The following is a 16,554-nucleotide window of genomic DNA, read 5'->3' on the forward strand; positions in this document are numbered from 1 at the left end:
CCTCCTGTACGTCTGCCTTCGCGTCCACTGGGTAGGGCTGCGGTAACCCCCGTCGTCGTACTCGACCAAGGAGGCCCCCGTGGCCGCATCGGCACACCTTCTGCTTCCGGCCCCGTCCAAACCCGGGGCGCCCGCTGACCACTTCTGTGTCTTCAGCGCCGAGGGCGCCTGCACCGAGACCCCCCTGACCAGTGAACCGCCGCTGCCCGACGCCGAGCCCCTCACCAGCGAACCGCCGCTCGCCGACGCCGCCCCCCTGACCAGCGAGGCCGACACCTACCCCGAGCCCTGCCAGGCCGGCGGGTCCTACGACCACCTGGAGCCCTAGATGGCGGCGCCCCCCGGTCCGGAGCTGACCCGGCTCGCCGAGTCCTACGGCGTCGCCGCCTCCTACCAGCCCGCCCCGGACCGTACGGTCGCCGCCTCCGCCACCGCCGTCACCCTGGTCCTGGCCGCGCTGGGCGTCGAGACGGACGACCCGGCCGCCGCCCTCGCGGCCCGCGAGCGCGAGCTGAGCGCCCGCCTGCTGCCGCCGACGGTGGTGTGCTGGAGCGGCAGCCCGCCCGCGTTCCTCGCCGGCCTGCCCGAGGGCACCCGGCTGCGCATCGCGACCGAACAGGGCGAGCTGCGGGACTCGGCCGAACAGCTCCCGCCCGGGGTCCACCGGTTGACCGTCACCGCCCCCGACGGGCGCACCGGCGACGCCCACCTGATCGTGGCGCCTCCCCGATTGCCCGCGCCGCCCGGGCGGTCGTACGGCCTCCTCGTCCAGCTCTACTCCCTGCTCTCGCACCGCTCCTGGGGCATGGGCGACCTCGGTGACCTCGCCGAACTGACCTCCTGGGCGGGCCGCGCCCTCGGTGCCGGCTTCGTCCAGGTCAACCCGCTGCACGCGGCCGTGCCCGGCCCGCCGACCGACCCCTCGCCCTACCGGCCCTCCTCGCGCCGGTTCCCCGACCCGGTGCACCTGCGGATCGAGGACATCCCCGAGTACGCCCATGTCGCCGACACCGGCCGGCTGGAGGCCCTGCGCGAGCGGGCCGAGCGGCTGCGGGAGACCGTGCTGGAGAAGGGCGCCCTGATCGACCGGGACGCCGTGTGGGAGCTCAAGCGGGAGGCGCTCGAACTCGTCCGTGAGGTCCCGCTCGGACCCGGCCGCCTCGCCGCCTACGCCGACTACCTCGCCGAGGGCGGCCAGGCGCTGGAGGACCACGCGACCTGGTACGCGCTGGCGGAGGTGCACGGCTCGGACCGGCGCGCCTGGCCGGCCGGCCTCCAGGACCCGCGGTCCGCCGAAACGGCACGCGCCCGCCGCGAGTTGATGGACCGCGTCGACTTCCACTCCCGTCTCGCCTGGCTCACCGAGAGCCAGCTCACCGCCGCACAGCGGGCCGCGCGGGAGGCGGGGATGCCGGTCGGCGTCGTGCACGACCTCGCGGTGGGCGTGCACCCCGAGGGCGCGGACGCCTGGGCCCAGCAGGCGTACTTCGCGGCCGGGATGTCCGTAGGGGCGCCCCCGGACGCCTTCAACGCGCGCGGCCAGGACTGGGGCCTGCCGCCCTGGCGCCCGGACCGGCTCGCGGAATCGGGTTACGAGCCGTACCGGCAGCTCCTGCGCGCCCTCTTCCGGTACGCGGGCGCGCTGCGCATCGACCATGTCATGGGCCTGTTCCGGCTCTGGTGGGTGCCGCAGGGGCATCCGCCGACCGAGGGGACCTACGTCCGCTACGACGCGGAGGCCATGCTCGCCGTGCTCGTCCTGGAGGCCTCGCGGGCCGGGGCGCTGGTGATCGGGGAGGACCTCGGGACCGTGGAGCCCGGCGTGCGCGAGGCCCTGCGCGAGCGGGGGGTGCTGGGGACCTCGGTGCTGTGGTTCGAACGGGACTGGGAGGGGGACGGACGGCCGCTGCCCCCGGAGCGGTGGCGCGCGGACTGCCTCGCCACCGCGACCACCCACGACCTGCCGCCAACCGCCTCCCGGCTCACCGGGGAGCACGTCGAACTCCGGGACGGCCTGGGCCTGTTGACGCGGCCACTGGACGAGGAGCGGGCGGAGGCCGCCGCCGACACGGGGGAGTGGCTGGAACTGCTGGCCCGCCTCGGTCTGCTGCACGGCACCGGCGGCGGCGCCGACCCCTCCTCCGAGGAGGCCCAGATCCAGGCGGTGCACCGGTTCCTCCAACGGACCCCGGCGCGGATGGTGGGCGTGTGGCTGCCGGACACGGTGGGAGACCGCCGGCCGCAGAACCTGCCGGGGACGTGGGACCAGTACCCGAACTGGCGGCTGCCGATCGCCGACGGCGAGGGACGGGTGGTGACGCTGGAGGACCTGGCGTCGTCGGCCCGGCTGCACGCGCTGCTGGAGGTGCTGCGGGGGTCGTAGGGGCGGGGGTGTTGGTGTCGGGGGGTTGCGGGGTGGGTGCTGTGCCCGGGGCGGCCGCCGCAGGGCCCCTGGGCGGGTGCTGTGGGTCGCAGGATGGGTGCCGCAGGGCCGCGGGCCGCGCGGTGGGTGCCGCAAGGCTGCCGGGTGGGGACAGGCCGGGACGCTTTAACGCACCCCGGACGCGCGGCCCCGTCCGACGTTCGGTACTTTTGGCCCCGTGGACAAGAAGAACGCCCTGCGCGCCGGCGCCCTGGCTGCCGGTACGACGCTGATGATGCTGCTCATGTCGGTTCCCGCCTCGGCGCTGACCCGCGACGACGGCGACGACCCGGGCACGGGTCTGAGCGTCATCGAGACGCTGGGCCTCTTCGTCGTGGCCCCGCTCGTGCTGTTCGGGGTCATCGCCGGGCTGGTGATGGTCCTGGACAAGTCCAAGAACGAGCACCGGGTGATCGCCCCGAAGACCAGGTCCAAGGCCACGACCAAGGCCTGACCGAGCTTTTCCTGGGCGCCGACCTCGCCTTCTGTACGGGATGCATCCGTACGGGGGTGGGGGCGGCGCCTTTGGCCTGTCCGGTGGTGTGTGCGGTGGTGTGAGCGGTGGTGTTTCCGGTGGCGTGATGTCGGCGGCCCACCCGCCCCCGGTCCGACAACCGCCCTCAGGGGCTCGGTGCCGTGAGGTACCTCTGGATCGTGGGGGCCAGCCACGCGAGGATCTCCTCTCGGGCGAGTGCCACGGTCGGCGGGAGGCGTAGTACGTACCGGGTCAGTGCCAGCCCCAGCAACTGCGTGGCGGCGAGTGCGGCCCGCGCCGGGGCCTGTTCCGGGTCCGGGCACACCCGTACGGCCACCGGCATCACCTGCTCCCGGAAGATGCCCTGCATCCGCTCCGCCCCCGCCTGGTTGGTCGCGCCGACCCGGAGCAGCGCGGTGAGCACCTCGTTCTCCTCCCACAGGTCGAGGAAGCGCGCCACGAGGGCCCGGCCGATGTCGTCCCGGGGCAGGGACGCGGGTTCGGGCAGCCCGAGATCGACCGAGACGGCCGCGGCGAAGAGTCCCTCCTTGTTGCCGTAGTAGCGCATGACCATGGACGGGTCGATCTGCGCGTCCTTGGCGATGGCGCGGATGGTGGCCCGCTCGTAGCCGTCGGCGGCGAAGCGCTCGCGGGCGGCGGTGAGGATCGCGTCGCGGGTGGCGTCGGAGCGGCGGCGGGGGGTGTCGTTCACGTCGTTCACGCCCACGATCCTAGGCCAACGCATGTTGGCCAACAAGTGTTGACGCGAGCTGGCGAATGGTGCCCCGGCGATCGACACCGACGTGATCGTCGTCGGATCGGCAACCTGCGGCCTGCTGGGGGCGGCGCGTGTGACTTCCTCGTCGGCGGGGCAGTGTTCGAGGGGGAGCGGCTCGGCGAGCCCGCGTTCGGCCACGGAACGGCACTGAAAAGGTGACATCTTGTGAGTCGGACGGCGGGCCGCTTCGGCGCGCAGTACATTCAGCGGGTGCTCCCCCCGTACGTGGATCTTCGTCCGATCGGCAGATGCAATCTGAGCTGCCCTTTTTGCTTCGGACCGCGCCATGAAATGCCCACCATGCGGAGTGCGGAGGCACTCCGGATCGCCGGCACGCTGCGGCAGGAGGGGGTGCAGGGAGTGGTGATCTCGGGGGGCGAGCCCACCCTGCTGCCGTATCTCGGTGACCTCGTCCAGGAGTTGAGCGGCGCGCATCCGGACGGCGGAGCCCCTCCCCGGGTCGTGCTGAGCACGAACGGACTCGCCCCGCTGAAGCTCATGGAGCGCGTCCTGCCGGGGCTGTCGTGGATCGCCCTGCCGGTGGACTCGGCGGACGAGAAGGAACACCGGGAACTCCGCAAAGGAGTCGCTCCGCACCGGGAAAGAGTGCTCGACCTGTTGCAGGAAGTCCGGAAGAACCACCAGCAGGTCAAGGTGAAACTGGGGACCGTCGTCACCCGGCGCAATGTCGCCGGAGCTCCCCGCGTGCTGGATCTCATCGAAAAGGCCTGCCTCCCCGACGTGTGGAAGGTCTACCAGATGTCCGAGACCAACTACGGCGCGGACAACGCCAGTTGGCTCTCCATCGACGACGACGAGTTCGAAGAGGTGGTGGCCCGCTGCCAGGAGGCCGCCGACGAACGCGAGGTCACCCTCCGGGTCTACCGCAACGCCGACCGGGCCGGCACCTACTTCTTCATCGACCCGGACTGCCAGGTCGTCGTCATCGAGGCGGGCGAGGAACGGCGACTCGGCGACTTCTTCGACCTGGTGCGGGACGACGCCACCGGCTCCGCCGGGCTGGTGCAGCCGTTCCGCAACGCCGCCAATTTCGTCGGAACCTATCCGCTGGACCCGAGAGGGCAGTCATGATGACGGCACACGTGCGCGTAGGAGTCCAGGCCATCGTCCGCTCCGGTGAGCGTGTGCTGCTGGGGCTGCGGGCCAATACCTTCGGGGCCGGCACCTGGGGGTTGCCCGGTGGGCATCTGGAGGTCGGGGAGACGCTGACCGGGGCCGCCTGCCGGGAGTTGGAGGAGGAGACCGGGGTCCGTGCCCGGGACGCCCGGGTCGTCTGCGTCACCGACCCGGACCCGGCGGCCAACCACCACATGCAGATCGGCGTGGAGATCCCCGACTACACCGGCGAGATCCGGGTGCGTGAACCCGACCGCTGCGAACGCTGGGAGTTCTGGCCGCTGGACGCGCTCCCCTCACCGCTGTTCGTGGGATCGGTGGACGTGCTGAACAAGGTCAGGGGCGGGGCACTTCTCCCCTCCTGACGCTCGCCCGCATCCGCACCGACGCCAGCGCCCCCATCTCCGAGCGGAGCGCGGCCTTGTGCTGTTCCTGGCTGTTCTCGAACTCCGCCCAGGTGCTGGACAGTTCCCACTGCGCCCGGAACTCCTCGAGGCTGTCCGCGTAGTACCGGCTGTCCTTGCGGAACGCCACCTCGAAGACACTCATCCCCCGGCGCGTCCGGCGCTGCGGATTCGACGTGATGTACGGCTCGAAGAAGCCGACGTTCGAGGTGAGCAGCGTGGACCCGCTGACGTCCATGGAGGTGATCCGCAGCTCGATCAGGTCCGGGTAGATCGACTTGAGCAGCTTGTACGACTCGATCACGGGCAGGAAGGTGTTGTTGTACGACGGGCTGCTCTCCACCAGCTCCACGATGTTCTGGTAGTTGCCCGGCTCGGCGCCGGCGTCGTGCGGCATGAAGGCGGCGAGGCTGTTCCAGGGGCTGCTGATGACGACGTGGAAACGGACCCCGCGTTCCAGCGCGTCCTTGACCCGGCCGTAGAAGAGCCGGGTCTCCTTGAGGAAGTAGGAGGCGCCGGCGTGGGCGATGAGCCGGATGATGCCGGTCTCCTCCTCCAGTGCCCGGCGTTTCGCGTCGTTGCGCTCGGTGTTCTGGTGCGGCTTGTACACCTTCTGGATGTGGTACGGCAGCTTGTCGTCCGGGGTGATGGCCGCCCGCATGTCCGCGAGTTCGTCCTGGAGGATGTGCGTCTGGGGATGCTCCTGGCCGAGGTGTGGAGAGGCCACGGCACGGGTCGCCGCGGTGAGGAAGGCCTGCACGGCGGCCTCGGTGCGCTCGTTCGCCTGTCCGTCCCAGCCGCCGGCCGCGGCGAACTCCGTGGCGGCGAGGGTGGCTTGGGCGATGATCGTCTCGCGGTGCTCCAGGCCCAGCGTCACCTGCGCGGTGACGTAGAGGAGTTCCAGCCGGGCGAGGTTCTCCAGGCTCGGGTCCGCTTCGTGGCGGGCCGCGGCCAGTGCGACCCGTGCGCCGATGGCCCGGGCGTGGTCGCCGCCCTCGCTCTCGACGTACCGGGCCACCGACTGGTCGAAGCTCTCCAGCGCGCTGCGGAGGTCCTGCTCGTCGCCGGAGGCCCTGGCGAGGTCGAGGCGGACCCGGTCGGCGGTCAGCCGCGTCTCCAGGTCCTTGTCCTGCTCGTACTTGAGCGAGTCGAGCGCCTTGTCGGCCCAGATGCCGGCCGCGTCGGGATCGCCGAGCTGAAGGCTCACCACGCTCAGGTTGGCGAGGATCGCCGGGACCTCGTAGGTCTCGTACTCGTGCGCGCGGGTGAGGGCGCAGTCCAGGACGGCCATGGCCCGTACCAGGTCGCCCTGTTCGGCGAGCAGGGAGCCGAGGCGGTTCCAGAGTTCCGGCTCCCGGTACACCACCTGGTCGATCTCGGAGAGCCGCATGGCACGCAGGGTGGTGTCGGTCAGGTCCGCGGCGGCCTTGTCGAGGCCGAGCGCGAGCAGCAGTTCGACGAGGCGGGCGTAGCGGGGGATCCGCTCGGGCTCGTCCTCCCACAGCGCCTGGCCACTGCGCAGGCGGTCGACGTAACCGATGAGCGCCGCCTCGGATTCCCGCGCGATTGCCTGTCCTTCGGCACTGTCGTCGTCGTGTTCCGCCTTTTCCTCGGCGACCGCTATCGCTGCGTCGAGGTCACTGATGTCGTTCATGGATCAGTTTCCTTCTGACGGTCGCCTTGTGCGCCGGTTCGGGTCGGTCCTCGTCCAGCGGGGGCGCACACTGCCGTAACCCCGGTCGTGCAGCACCTGGTTGGCCCGGGTGCGTTTCTCCGCCTTGCGGCCGCCCGTGACGTCGTCGAAGAGCCGGAGCGCTTCCGCCACCGAGATGGCGAAGGCCTCGTCGCTCTCCCGGGGAGGGGTGTCCCGCGGCTTCACCAGCAGGCCGAGGACGACCGGCGGGTCCTGGCGGGTCTCCTCGATGGGGCTGCCGGCGTAGGCCGCGGGGTCGCGCAGGACGCGCTCGCAGCGCAGCCGCAGGGCCTTCACCGTGAGGTGGGGGCCGTCGTGGTAGACGGCGTCGGGTTCGACGACGCTGCCAGTCAGGGGCTTGGGGTCGACGGAGACGGTGGCCCGCCAGGCCTGTCCCTGCTGTGCCTCGCCGTAGGTGGTCGTCGCCAACGGGCCCGTGGTGCCGTTCAGTTCGAGCCTGAGCAGGGCCAGGTCGGACGGTGTGTTGCCCCAGAGGATCTGCGCGGGGGTGCCGTCGCGCAGGTGCAGCAGCGGCTTGGTCGTGAGGACGTCCGGCCCGAGGGCGTGCGCGGTCGTCAGCGCGAAGGGCCGCGCGATACGCAGACCGGAGGCGATGCGTTTTCCGGCGAGATATAACTCGATCAAATGGTCGTCCTGCGCCATGTCCGGCCCCCGTCCGTTCCGCCACGCGTTCCAGAAGTCTCACCCGGAATGAAGAATGTTAATCGTGATCAGGTTTTCGCGGGGCATTCTTTCCGGGGGCTGTTCTCCGTGAGGCGGAGGAGCCGGATGTGGTCTTGCGCAGGCTGATTCCGCGGTTGCGGCCCTTCGGAAATCTCCTCGCGCCGCGTCGGGTGCCGTGGACGTCCGCCAGGAGCAGTTCGAGGAGTTCGCTGTCGGCCCGTTCCGCCTCCTCGACGCGGCGGGTGAACTTCTTCCACAGGCCGTCCGCCTGGCTGGGGAGCCGGACGGCCGGGCCCTGTTCGTGCCACTCCTCCCAGGCCAGCAGCCACCGCTGCACCCCGTCGAACGATCTCTCGCAGGCCTCGCGCAGCGGCTCGGAGCTGTAGAGCTCGATCCGTGCCGCGAGCGTCGCCGCGGAGTGCAGGGCCTCGCTGCGGACGCCTTCCAGTTCCGGCAGGTCGAAGGACCGTCGGGTGTGGGCCCGGAGCTGCGCGTAGGTGTGCAGGGTGCTCATCAGGTCGTCGTAGGTGGCCACCCGGCGGTCCCAGAGCCGTCGTTCCCGCTCACGCCGGGAGGTCGCCCGCTGGGTGATCCAGGCGGCGCTGAGCGTGGCCGTCGCGCCCAGTGACGTACCGATGATCGCGGCCTCTGCCGGAGTGATGTGCACGCGGTCATGATGCGGTGGCGGTGGGGCGGACGGAACTCCTCCGCCGCCCTGCGCCCGGGAACCGGAATCACTCCGGGGAGTTCTGGGTCCCCTCCAGCAACTCCCTCAGCAGGTCCGCCAGTTGGGTGGACTGGGCCGGGGTGAGGGTGGCGAGGGCCTCGGTCTGGGCGGTGAGGCCCGCTTCGACCGCCGCGTCGATGACCGTCAGGCCCTTCTCGGTCAGGGTGACCTGGAGGCCGCGGCGGTCGTGGGGGTCGGGGGAGCGGCGCAGGAGGGCGGCGCGTTCCAGCTTGTCGAGGCGGCCCGTCATCCCGCCGGTGGTGAGCATCAGCGTCGAGGAGAGCTGGCGGGGCGAGAGCGTGTAGGGCTCTCCGGCCCGGCGCAGGGTCGCGAGGACGTCGAACTCGCCGCGGGAGATGCCGTAGGGGGCGTACACCTTCTCGACGCGGTCGCCCATCGCGCGGGAGAGCCGGTAGATCCGGCCGAAGACCTCCATGGCCTTGGTGTCGAGGTCGGGCCGCACGGCCGCCCACTGGTCGATGATCGCGTCGACGGCGTCCTTGCGCTGTGCACTCATGGGTCGAGTATCCGCGGGCCCTCGCTGGCCCACAAGAAAGTGGGCCGCAAGAAAGTGGCTTGCCAAAAAGTAGCTTAGGAGTAAGCTACTTTCCGTCAAGCTAGTCGTGAGGGGGGGGGGGGAGTCGCGAGGAAGCACCCCGGCCGACCCGCCCGCCCCGCCCCGCTCCACCCGCCGAGCCCGGAAGGAACCAGCTCGTGAACCGCGTCGCCACCGTCCTCCTCACCGCCCTCGCCCCTGTCTCCTGGGGCACCACCTACGCCGTCACCACCGAGTTCCTCCCGCCCGACCGGCCGCTGTTCACCGGGATGATGCGCGCGCTGCCCGCCGGTCTCGTGCTGCTCGCCCTCGCCCGGGTGCTGCCGCGCGGGGTGTGGTGGGGCAAGGCGGCGGTGCTCGGGGCACTGAACATCGGGGCCTTCTTCCCGCTGCTGTTCCTGGCGGCCTACCGGCTCCCCGGCGGGATGGCCGCGGTGGTCGGATCGGTCGGGCCGCTGATTGTCGTCGGGCTGTCCGCGGTGCTGCTGGGGCAGCGGCCCACGGCGAGGAGCGTGCTCACCGGTCTCGTCGCCGCGTTCGGCGTCAGCCTGGTCGTGCTCAAGGCGGCCGGGGCCCTCGACGCGGTCGGCGTCGCCGCGGCCTTCGCCTCCTCCGCCTCGATGTCCGCCGGCACCGTGCTGACCAAGCGCTGGGGCCGCCCCGACGGCGTGGGCCCGCTCGCCCTCACCGCCTGGCAGCTCACCGCGGGCGGTCTGCTCATCGCGCCGCTCGCCTTCCTGGTCGAGGGCGCTCCGCCCGCGCTGGACGGCCGTGCGGTCGGCGGTTACCTCTATCTCGCGCTGGCGAACACCGCCGTCGCCTACTGGCTCTGGTTCCGTGGCATCGGCCGCCTCACCGCCACCCAGGTCACCTTCCTCGGCCCGCTCTCCCCGCTGACCGCCGCGGTCCTCGGCTGGGCGGCGCTCGGCCAGTCCCTGACCCCGGTACAGCTGGCGGGCATGGCGCTGGCGTTCGGGGCGACGGTGGCGGGACAGCTGGGGGTACGGCCGCCCGCCGCCCGGCCGCTGCGTTCCCCCGGCAGGCCCGGCGTCGCCGGGCCGGCGCCGGAAGCGCTGCGGGACGTGTCGAGGGCGCTGTAACGTCACACCGGTTCCGTGTTACGCAACTCCCGGAGGCGCATGTGGCCGCAGAGGTCTGCCCGGTGTGCGGTGAGCAGCTCGCCGCGCGAGCGGGACGCACCGGACGCGGGTCCGTCTACTGCTCCGCCGCGTGCCGCCAGAAGGCCTACCGGGAACGGCACCAACCGGGGACCCTCACCGTGCAGGGCCTCATCGACGAGATCGGGCGCCGGGCCGGGCAACTGACCCCGCAGCCCCCGGCGGCCCTCTACACCGGTGTCACCGAGCTGGCCACCGCGATCGCCCAGCTCAAGCGCGTCGCCCGCACGGCACGGGACACCGCGGCGGAACCCAGCGGTTCCGTCACGCCGGCCCCTGTGACGCAACTCGGCTCCGCACGGGACACCGCTGCTGAGCCCAGTGGTTCCGTCACGCCGGCCCCTGTGACGCAACTCGGCACCGCACGGGACACCACCGCGGAGCCCGGCGGTTCCGTCACGCCCGCCCCCGTGACGGAACTCGACGAGACCGACTTCGCCGCCCTCACCGAGCAGTACCGCCGGGAGATCCAGGTGCACTGCTACCGCATGACCGGGTCCTACGACGAGGCCGAGGATCTGGTCCAGGAGACGTTCCTGCGGGCCTGGCGGGCACGGGACGGTTTCCAGGGGCGGGCGAGCGCGCGGACCTGGCTGTACCGCATCGCCACCAACGCCTGCCTGGACCTCCTGCGGCGGACCGCGCGCCGCCCGCAACGCTATGAACCGGTGCCGGGCATGCACCACGGGGACGGCGAACCGCCCGCCCGCATCACCTGGCTCCAGCCCTACCCCGACGACGAACTGCCCGTTGCGGAGCGCGAGTTGCCGGAGTCGGCCGGCGAGTCACGGGAGACCCTGGAGCTCGTCCTGCTGGCCGCGATCCAGCACCTCCCCGCCCGGCAGCGCGCCGCACTCGTCCTGCGGGACGCCCTCGGACTGACCGCCGCCGAGACCGCCGAGGCCCTGGAGACGAGCGTGGCCTCGGTCAACAGCGCACTCCAGCGGGCCCGGCCGGCCCTGCGCGAGCACCTGCCCGGGGACCGCGCGGACTGGCGGGCCACCGAGCCCACGCGGCGGCAACAGGCCGTGCTGGAGCGGTACATGGCCGCCGTGGAACGGCTCGACCTCGACACGATGACCGCGCTGCTCACCGAGGACGTCGTCCTCACCATGCCGCCCAACCCCTTCTGGTTCACCGGCCGCGACGCGCTCGTCGACTTCGTACGGGTCAGCCTCGACCCCACCTCGCCCGCCTTCCTCGGTCACTGGCGCAGCCTGCCCGCCCGCGCCAACGGGCAGCTCGCGGTGGGCAATTACGTGCGCAGACCCGGGACCAGCGTCTTCCGCGCCCAGGTCCTCGACGTCCTGCGGTTCGAGCAGGGCGGTGACCGCATCGCGGAGATCACCTCCTTCGAGCCGCATCTCTTCCCCGCCTTCGGGCTGCCGCTGAAGCTCTGACCCGCCGACCCCGCGAGCGATGAGCATCCAGCGATGAGTATTCGGGGAGCCGTACGTCGGTATGGATGTCACGTACGAACCACTCCCAAGGAGCTCACCATGCTGCTCACCGACAAGACCGCGATCGTCTACGGCGCCGGCGGATCCATCGGCGGGGCCGTCGCCCGCGCCTTCGCCGAGCAGGGTGCGCGGGTCCACCTCGTCGGCCGGACCCGGCAGACCCTGGAGGCGGTGGCCGCCGACATCAAGGACGCCGAGGTCGCCGTCGTGGACGCGCTGGACGAGGCGGCGGTCGAGGCGCACGCCGACTCGGTCGGGGACATCGACATCTCCATCAACCTCGTCACCCGCGGGGACGTGCAGGGCGCGCCGCTGACCGACATGCCCGTCGACGACTTCATGCGGCCCGTCACCGACGGTCTGCGCGCCAACTTCCTCACCGCCCGGGCCGCCGGCCGCCGGATGGCCGCCCGCGGTTCCGGGGTGATCCTCGCCCTCAACAGCGGTTCCGCGCACGGCAGTCCGATGATGGGCGGCACCGGTTCGGCGGACGGGGCGATCGACACGCTCGTGCGCAACCTGGCGATCGAGCTGGGGCCGCGCGGGGTGCGGGCCGTCGGACTGTGGGTGGCCGGGGTGCCGGAGACGTTCACCGTCGAGAAGCTCGCCGCGGTCAACCCGGCCATCGACGCGGCCGCCGTCCAGGGCATCGTCGACAACCTGGCCGGGATGCGCATGACCCGCCGCAACCCCACCCTCGCCGAGGTGGCCGCCACCGCCGTGTTCCTCGCCTCCGACCACGCGGGCGGCATCACCGGCACGTTCGTCAACGCCACGGGCGGAATGGTCTCCCGCTGAGCGGGGGCATCGGCAGGGATCGCGATCGGCCCGCCGGACAAGGCTCGCCGGACAGGGCCCGCCGGACAGGGCCCGCCGGACAGGGCCCGCCGGACAGGGCCCGCCGGACAGGGCCCGCCGGACAGGGCCCTCCGGACAAGGCCCTCCGGACAAGGCCCTCCGGACAAGGCCCGCTGGACAAGAAAGAGCCCACTGGGGACAGTAATTCCAGGGTGCTTGATCGGACCACCAGCGTTCGGAGGACCGGCGTGCGGACTTCGCTCTATCCGGCAGTCGACGAACTGGAGCGAAGGGCACGCGCGTTGGTCCGCGCAGCCCCCGACCTGCTCCGTCTCCACGAGGTCGGACAGAGCCGGGCCGGCCGCCCGCTGTGGCTGCTGTCCGCCCGGCACACCGGCGGTGCCGCTCCCGACCGGCACATCCTCGCCGTCGCCGGAGCACACGCCAACGAACCGGTGGGCGGGGCCTCCGCACTGCGCCTGGCAGCCCTGTTCGCCGGCCGTCCCGAACTGCTCCGACGGCTCGGCTGCGCCTGGCACTTCCTGCTCTGCCTCGATCCCGACGGCGCCCGTCTCGCGCACGGCTGGCAGCCGGAGGAGCCGCATCCCTCGCTGACGGAGTGCCACCGGGTTTTCTACCGGCCCGCGTTCGCCCTCCAGCCGGAGTCCCTGCCGATGCCTCCCGGGGTGCCGCTCCCCGAGTCGGCCACGCTGGTGCGGATCCTCGACGAGCTGCGACCGGTCGCCCAGTTCACCCTGCACGGCATCGAGTTCGGCGGAGCGTTCGTGATGACGACGCGCACGGTGCCCGGTGTCGCGGACGCCTTCCGCCGGACGGCGACGCGGCTGCGCGTCCCCGTGGACCGGCACCCCGTCGACGGTCCCGACTGGCGGCTCGACCCGCCCGGCGTCCTGGTGCTGCCCGACGGCCACAGCGCGGGCGAGCGCGACCCGAGCGGGTTCGTCGCCGAGAGCACCTGGTTCCATCCGCGCCGCCACGGCACGCTGACCACCCTGATCGAGACCCCGGCCTGGGCCGTCCCCTCGGTCAGCGACGCGCGGCCGGTGACCGACCCCGACCGGGAGGTCGCACGGCTGGGCGAGGTGCTGCTCGGCCGGAGCCGGGAGCTGGCGGCCGTGCTCGGGACACGGCTCGACGACGCCGTACCGGACGACGTGGCGCCGCTGCGGGACGCGGCGCGGGAGCTTCTCGGGGTGGCTCCGTCGATCGTGGACAGCTGGGCCGCGGAGGAACCCGGCCTGTTCCGCGGGTACTTCGCGACGCGGGGCATCTCCGCGCGTCGCATCCCGCTCCGGGTGGCGGCGATGGCGAGCCGCGCCCTGGCCCGCACCGACCCGCGGACCGTGGAGGTCCTCGACGACCTGGTGCGCGAGTGGAGCCAGGAACTGGAGAAGACGTACCACCTGCGATGGGTGCCGGTGGCCACACAGACCGCACTGCACGTGCGGACCATGCTCGACACGGCCCGGCTGGTGTGCGGCGGACGGTGAAAGCGGTTTGACCGGCGGACGCTGAACGCGGCTCGACCGGGAGACGCGGGAGGCGGACGGCCGAAGTCGCCCGCCTCCCGACGCCCGGTTTCCTACTGCTCCGCCTGCGCGTCCGCCGCCTGGGCCTTCAGTGCCCGCTCCACGCCCGCGCGGGACTCGGAGACGAGCCGGCGCAGGGCCGCGTTCGGCTCCGCGGAGGCCAGCCAGGCGTCCGTCTTGTCCAGGGTCTCCTGGGAGACCTGGAGCGAGGGGTAGAGGCCGACCGCGATCTGCTGGGCGATCTCGTGCGAGCGGGACTCCCAGATGTCCTTGAGCACCTCGAAGTACCGGTCCGTGTAGGGCGCGAGCAGCTCCCGCTGGTCGGTCTGCACGAACCCGCCGATGACGGCCTCCTGGACGGCGTTCGGCAGCTTGTCGGACTCGACGACCTGCGTCCAGGCCTCCGCCTTCGCCTCCTCGGTGGGCCGTGCGGCACGGGCGGTCGCCGCGTGCCGCTCACCCGCCGCGGTCCGGTCCCGCTCGTACTCGGCGGCGATCTCCGACTCGTCGTAGCGGCCCACGGAGGCCAGCCGCTGCACGAACGCCCAGCGCAGCTCGGTGTCGACGGCCAGGCCCTCGACGGTCTGCGAGCCGTCGAGCAGCCCCTCCAGGAGGTCCAGCTGCTCCGGCGTACGGGCCGTCGCCGCGAACGCCCGTGCCCAGGCCAGCTGGTGGTCGCTGCCGGCCGCCGCGGACCGCAGGTGGGCCAGCGTGGCGTCGGTCCAGCGGGTCAGCAGGGTCTCGCGGGCGGTGGGGGCGGCGTACAGCTCGATCGCCAGCTTGACCTGCCGGTGCAGCGACTGCACGACACCGATGTCGGACTCCTTGCCGATACCGGAGAGGACGAGGGAGAGGTAGTCGCGGGTCGCGAGCTCCGCGTCCCTCGTCATGTCCCACGCCGACGCCCAGCACAGCGCGCGCGGCAGCGAGGACTCGAAGTCGCCCAGGTGCTCGGTGACGAAGGCCAGCGACTGCTCGTCGAGGCGGACCTTGGCGTACGACAGGTCGTCGTCGTTGAGGAGCACGACCGCCGGACGGCGCTTGCCGACCAGCTGCGGTACGGCCGTCAGCTCACCGTCGACGTCCAGCTCGACGCGCTCGTCACGGACCAGCTTGCCGCTGTCCTCGTCGAGTTCGTACAGGCCGACGGCGATGCGGTGGGGGCGAAGGGTCGGCTCACCCTTCGCGCCCGCCGGGAGCGCGGGGGCCTCCTGGCGGATGGCGAAGGAGGTGATGACACCGTTGCCGTCCGTCTCGATCTCCGGGCGCAGGATGTTGATGCCGGCGGTCTGGAGCCACTTCTGCGACCAGGTGCCGAGGTCACGGCCGGAGGTCTCCTCCAGCGCGCCCAGCAGGTCGGACAGCCGGGTGTTGCCGTATGCGTGGCGCTTGAAGTACGCCTGCACACCGCCGAAGAACTCGTCCATGCCGACGTAGGCGACGAGCTGCTTGAGGACGGAGGCGCCCTTGGCGTACGTGATGCCGTCGAAGTTGACGAGCACGTCGTCCAGGTCGCGGATCTCGGCCATGATCGGGTGCGTGGACGGCAGCTGGTCCTGGCGGTACGCCCACGTCTTCATGGAGTTGGCGAACGTGGTCCAGGAGTGCGGCCACCGGCTGTCCGGGGCGTACGCCTGGCAGGCGATGGAGGTGTAGGTGGCGAACGACTCGTTCAGCCACAGGTCGTTCCACCACTCCATGGTCACGAGGTCGCCGAACCACATGTGGGCCAGCTCGTGCAGGATGGTCTCGGCGCGCACCTCGTACGCGGCGTCGGTCACCTTGGACCGGAAGACGTACTGGTCGCGGATGGTCACCGCGCCCGCGTTCTCCATCGCGCCCGCGTTGAACTCCGGCACGAACAGCTGGTCGTACTTCTTGAACGGGTACGCGTAGTCGAACTTCTCCTGGAACCACTCGAAGCCCTGCCGGGTCACCTCGAAGATGGCGTCCGAGTCGAGGTGCTCGGCGAGCGAGGGCCGGCAGTAGATGCCGAGCGGCACGGACTGGCCGTCCTTCTCGTACACGCTGTGCACGGAGTGGTACGGGCCGACGATCAGGGCCGTGATGTACGACGAGATCCGCGGGGTCGGCTCGAAGACCCAGATGTCGTCCTTCGGCTCCGGCGTCGGGGAGTTGGAGATGACCGTCCAGCCGGTCGGCGCCTTCACGGTGAACTGGAAGGTGGCCTTCAGGTCGGGCTGCTCGAAGGAGGCGAAGACCCGGCGGGCGTCCGGCACCTCGAACTGGGTGTAGAGGTACGCCTGCTCGTCGACCGGGTCGACGAAGCGGTGCAGGCCCTCACCGGTGTTGGTGTACGCGGCGTCCGCGACGACCCGCAGGATGTTGCGGCCCTCCAGGAGGCCGGGAAGGGCGATCCGGGAGTCCTTGAAGACCTCGGCCGGGTCGAGCGCGTCCCCGTTCAGGGTGACCTCGTGGACCGTGGGGGCGACGAGGTCGATGAAGGACTCGGCCCCGTTCTCGGCCACGTCGAAGCGCACCGTGGTCACGGACCGGTAGGTACCGCCCTCCTGCGCGCCGGAGAGGTCGAGGTCGATCTCGTAGGACTCGACGCTGAGCAGCTTGGCCCGCTGCTGAGCCTCTTCGCGAGTCAGGTTTGTGCCAGGCACGCGGTCATCTCCTTGTTTCCTCGTTATGAGTAGGTTGGGCGGTCCGGTCATCCTTCCACGAA

Annotated in this window: 15 protein-coding genes; 9 read left to right on the forward strand and 6 right to left on the reverse strand. The window is 71.8% G+C overall.

Annotated features, from left to right (window positions below):
• Positions 1–79: 79 nt before the first annotated feature.
• From AQJ54_RS07470 to AQJ54_RS07480, 3 genes are all read left to right on the forward strand, one after another.
• Complete coding sequence (locus tag AQJ54_RS07470) at positions 80–328, forward strand: hypothetical protein (RefSeq protein ID WP_079069776.1); 249 nt, start codon at positions 80–82, stop codon at positions 326–328.
• Positions 329–2,383 (forward strand): 4-alpha-glucanotransferase, encoded by a 2,055-nt coding sequence (gene malQ, locus AQJ54_RS07475; RefSeq protein ID WP_062235270.1) that lies wholly within the window; start codon positions 329–331, stop codon positions 2,381–2,383.
• A gap of 217 nt (positions 2,384–2,600) precedes the next feature.
• On the forward strand, positions 2,601–2,876 hold the full coding sequence (locus tag AQJ54_RS07480; RefSeq protein ID WP_062027457.1) for a hypothetical protein: 276 nt from the start codon (positions 2,601–2,603) through the stop codon (positions 2,874–2,876).
• A 166-nt stretch (positions 2,877–3,042) separates the two neighbouring features.
• Here AQJ54_RS07480 and AQJ54_RS07485 read toward each other — a convergent pair whose 3' ends face one another.
• Complete coding sequence (locus AQJ54_RS07485; protein WP_062237011.1) at positions 3,043–3,642, reverse strand: TetR/AcrR family transcriptional regulator; 600 nt, start codon at positions 3,640–3,642, stop codon at positions 3,043–3,045.
• Positions 3,643–3,900: 258 nt separating this feature from the next.
• On the opposite strand from AQJ54_RS07485, the gene AQJ54_RS07490 reads away from it, so the two are divergent.
• Complete coding sequence (locus tag AQJ54_RS07490) at positions 3,901–4,767, forward strand: radical SAM protein (RefSeq protein WP_282959629.1); 867 nt, start codon at positions 3,901–3,903, stop codon at positions 4,765–4,767.
• An 11-nt stretch (positions 4,768–4,778) separates the two neighbouring features.
• Complete coding sequence (locus tag AQJ54_RS07495) at positions 4,779–5,177, forward strand: nucleotide triphosphate diphosphatase NUDT15 (protein ID WP_159055509.1); 399 nt, start codon at positions 4,779–4,781, stop codon at positions 5,175–5,177.
• Here the strand turns inward: AQJ54_RS07495 and AQJ54_RS07500 are convergent.
• From AQJ54_RS07500 to AQJ54_RS07515, 4 genes are all read right to left on the reverse strand, one after another.
• Positions 5,149–6,870 carry a tetratricopeptide repeat protein gene (locus AQJ54_RS07500; protein WP_062235280.1) on the reverse strand — a complete coding sequence of 574 codons (1,722 nt, stop codon included), beginning with the start codon at positions 6,868–6,870 and terminating at the stop codon, positions 5,149–5,151. The two genes, AQJ54_RS07495 and AQJ54_RS07500, sit on opposite strands and share 29 nt — an antisense overlap.
• 3 nt (positions 6,871–6,873) lie before the next feature.
• Positions 6,874–7,572, reverse strand: coding sequence for a hypothetical protein (locus AQJ54_RS07505; RefSeq protein WP_062027464.1), 699 nt, complete (start codon positions 7,570–7,572; stop codon positions 6,874–6,876).
• 58 nt (positions 7,573–7,630) lie between these two features.
• Positions 7,631–8,260, reverse strand: coding sequence for a hypothetical protein (locus AQJ54_RS07510; protein ID WP_062235284.1), 630 nt, complete (start codon positions 8,258–8,260; stop codon positions 7,631–7,633).
• 67 nt (positions 8,261–8,327) lie between these two features.
• Positions 8,328–8,837 carry a MarR family winged helix-turn-helix transcriptional regulator gene (locus AQJ54_RS07515; RefSeq protein WP_062235287.1) on the reverse strand — a complete coding sequence of 170 codons (510 nt, stop codon included), beginning with the start codon at positions 8,835–8,837 and terminating at the stop codon, positions 8,328–8,330.
• A gap of 197 nt (positions 8,838–9,034) precedes the next feature.
• Between AQJ54_RS07515 and AQJ54_RS07520 the strand changes: the two genes are divergently transcribed.
• The 4 genes from AQJ54_RS07520 to AQJ54_RS07535 all read left to right on the forward strand — a co-directional run bounded on the left by AQJ54_RS07520 (position 9,035) and on the right by AQJ54_RS07535 (position 13,823).
• The gene (locus tag AQJ54_RS07520; RefSeq protein WP_062235290.1) at positions 9,035–9,976 is read left to right on the forward strand and encodes an EamA family transporter; all 942 of its coding nucleotides are present in this window, start codon (positions 9,035–9,037) and stop codon (positions 9,974–9,976) included.
• Between the two features lie 41 nt (positions 9,977–10,017).
• On the forward strand, positions 10,018–11,454 hold the full coding sequence (locus tag AQJ54_RS07525) for a sigma-70 family RNA polymerase sigma factor (RefSeq protein WP_062235292.1): 1,437 nt from the start codon (positions 10,018–10,020) through the stop codon (positions 11,452–11,454).
• 99 nt (positions 11,455–11,553) lie between these two features.
• Entirely contained in the window at positions 11,554–12,312 is a 759-nt protein-coding gene (locus tag AQJ54_RS07530; protein ID WP_062027473.1) for an SDR family NAD(P)-dependent oxidoreductase, read from the forward strand.
• 248 nt (positions 12,313–12,560) lie between these two features.
• Positions 12,561–13,823, forward strand: a complete 1,263-nt coding sequence (locus AQJ54_RS07535; RefSeq protein ID WP_062235295.1) for a M14 family zinc carboxypeptidase — start codon at positions 12,561–12,563, stop codon at positions 13,821–13,823.
• A gap of 92 nt (positions 13,824–13,915) precedes the next feature.
• Here AQJ54_RS07535 and pepN read toward each other — a convergent pair whose 3' ends face one another.
• A complete protein-coding gene (gene pepN, locus AQJ54_RS07540) occupies positions 13,916–16,492 on the reverse strand; it encodes an aminopeptidase N (RefSeq protein WP_062235298.1) in 2,577 nt (858 codons plus the stop codon).
• Positions 16,493–16,554: the final 62 nt, after the last annotated feature.

This window comes from Streptomyces griseorubiginosus, assembly GCF_001514195.1.
Lineage (GTDB): Bacteria > Actinomycetota > Actinomycetes > Streptomycetales > Streptomycetaceae > Streptomyces > Streptomyces griseorubiginosus.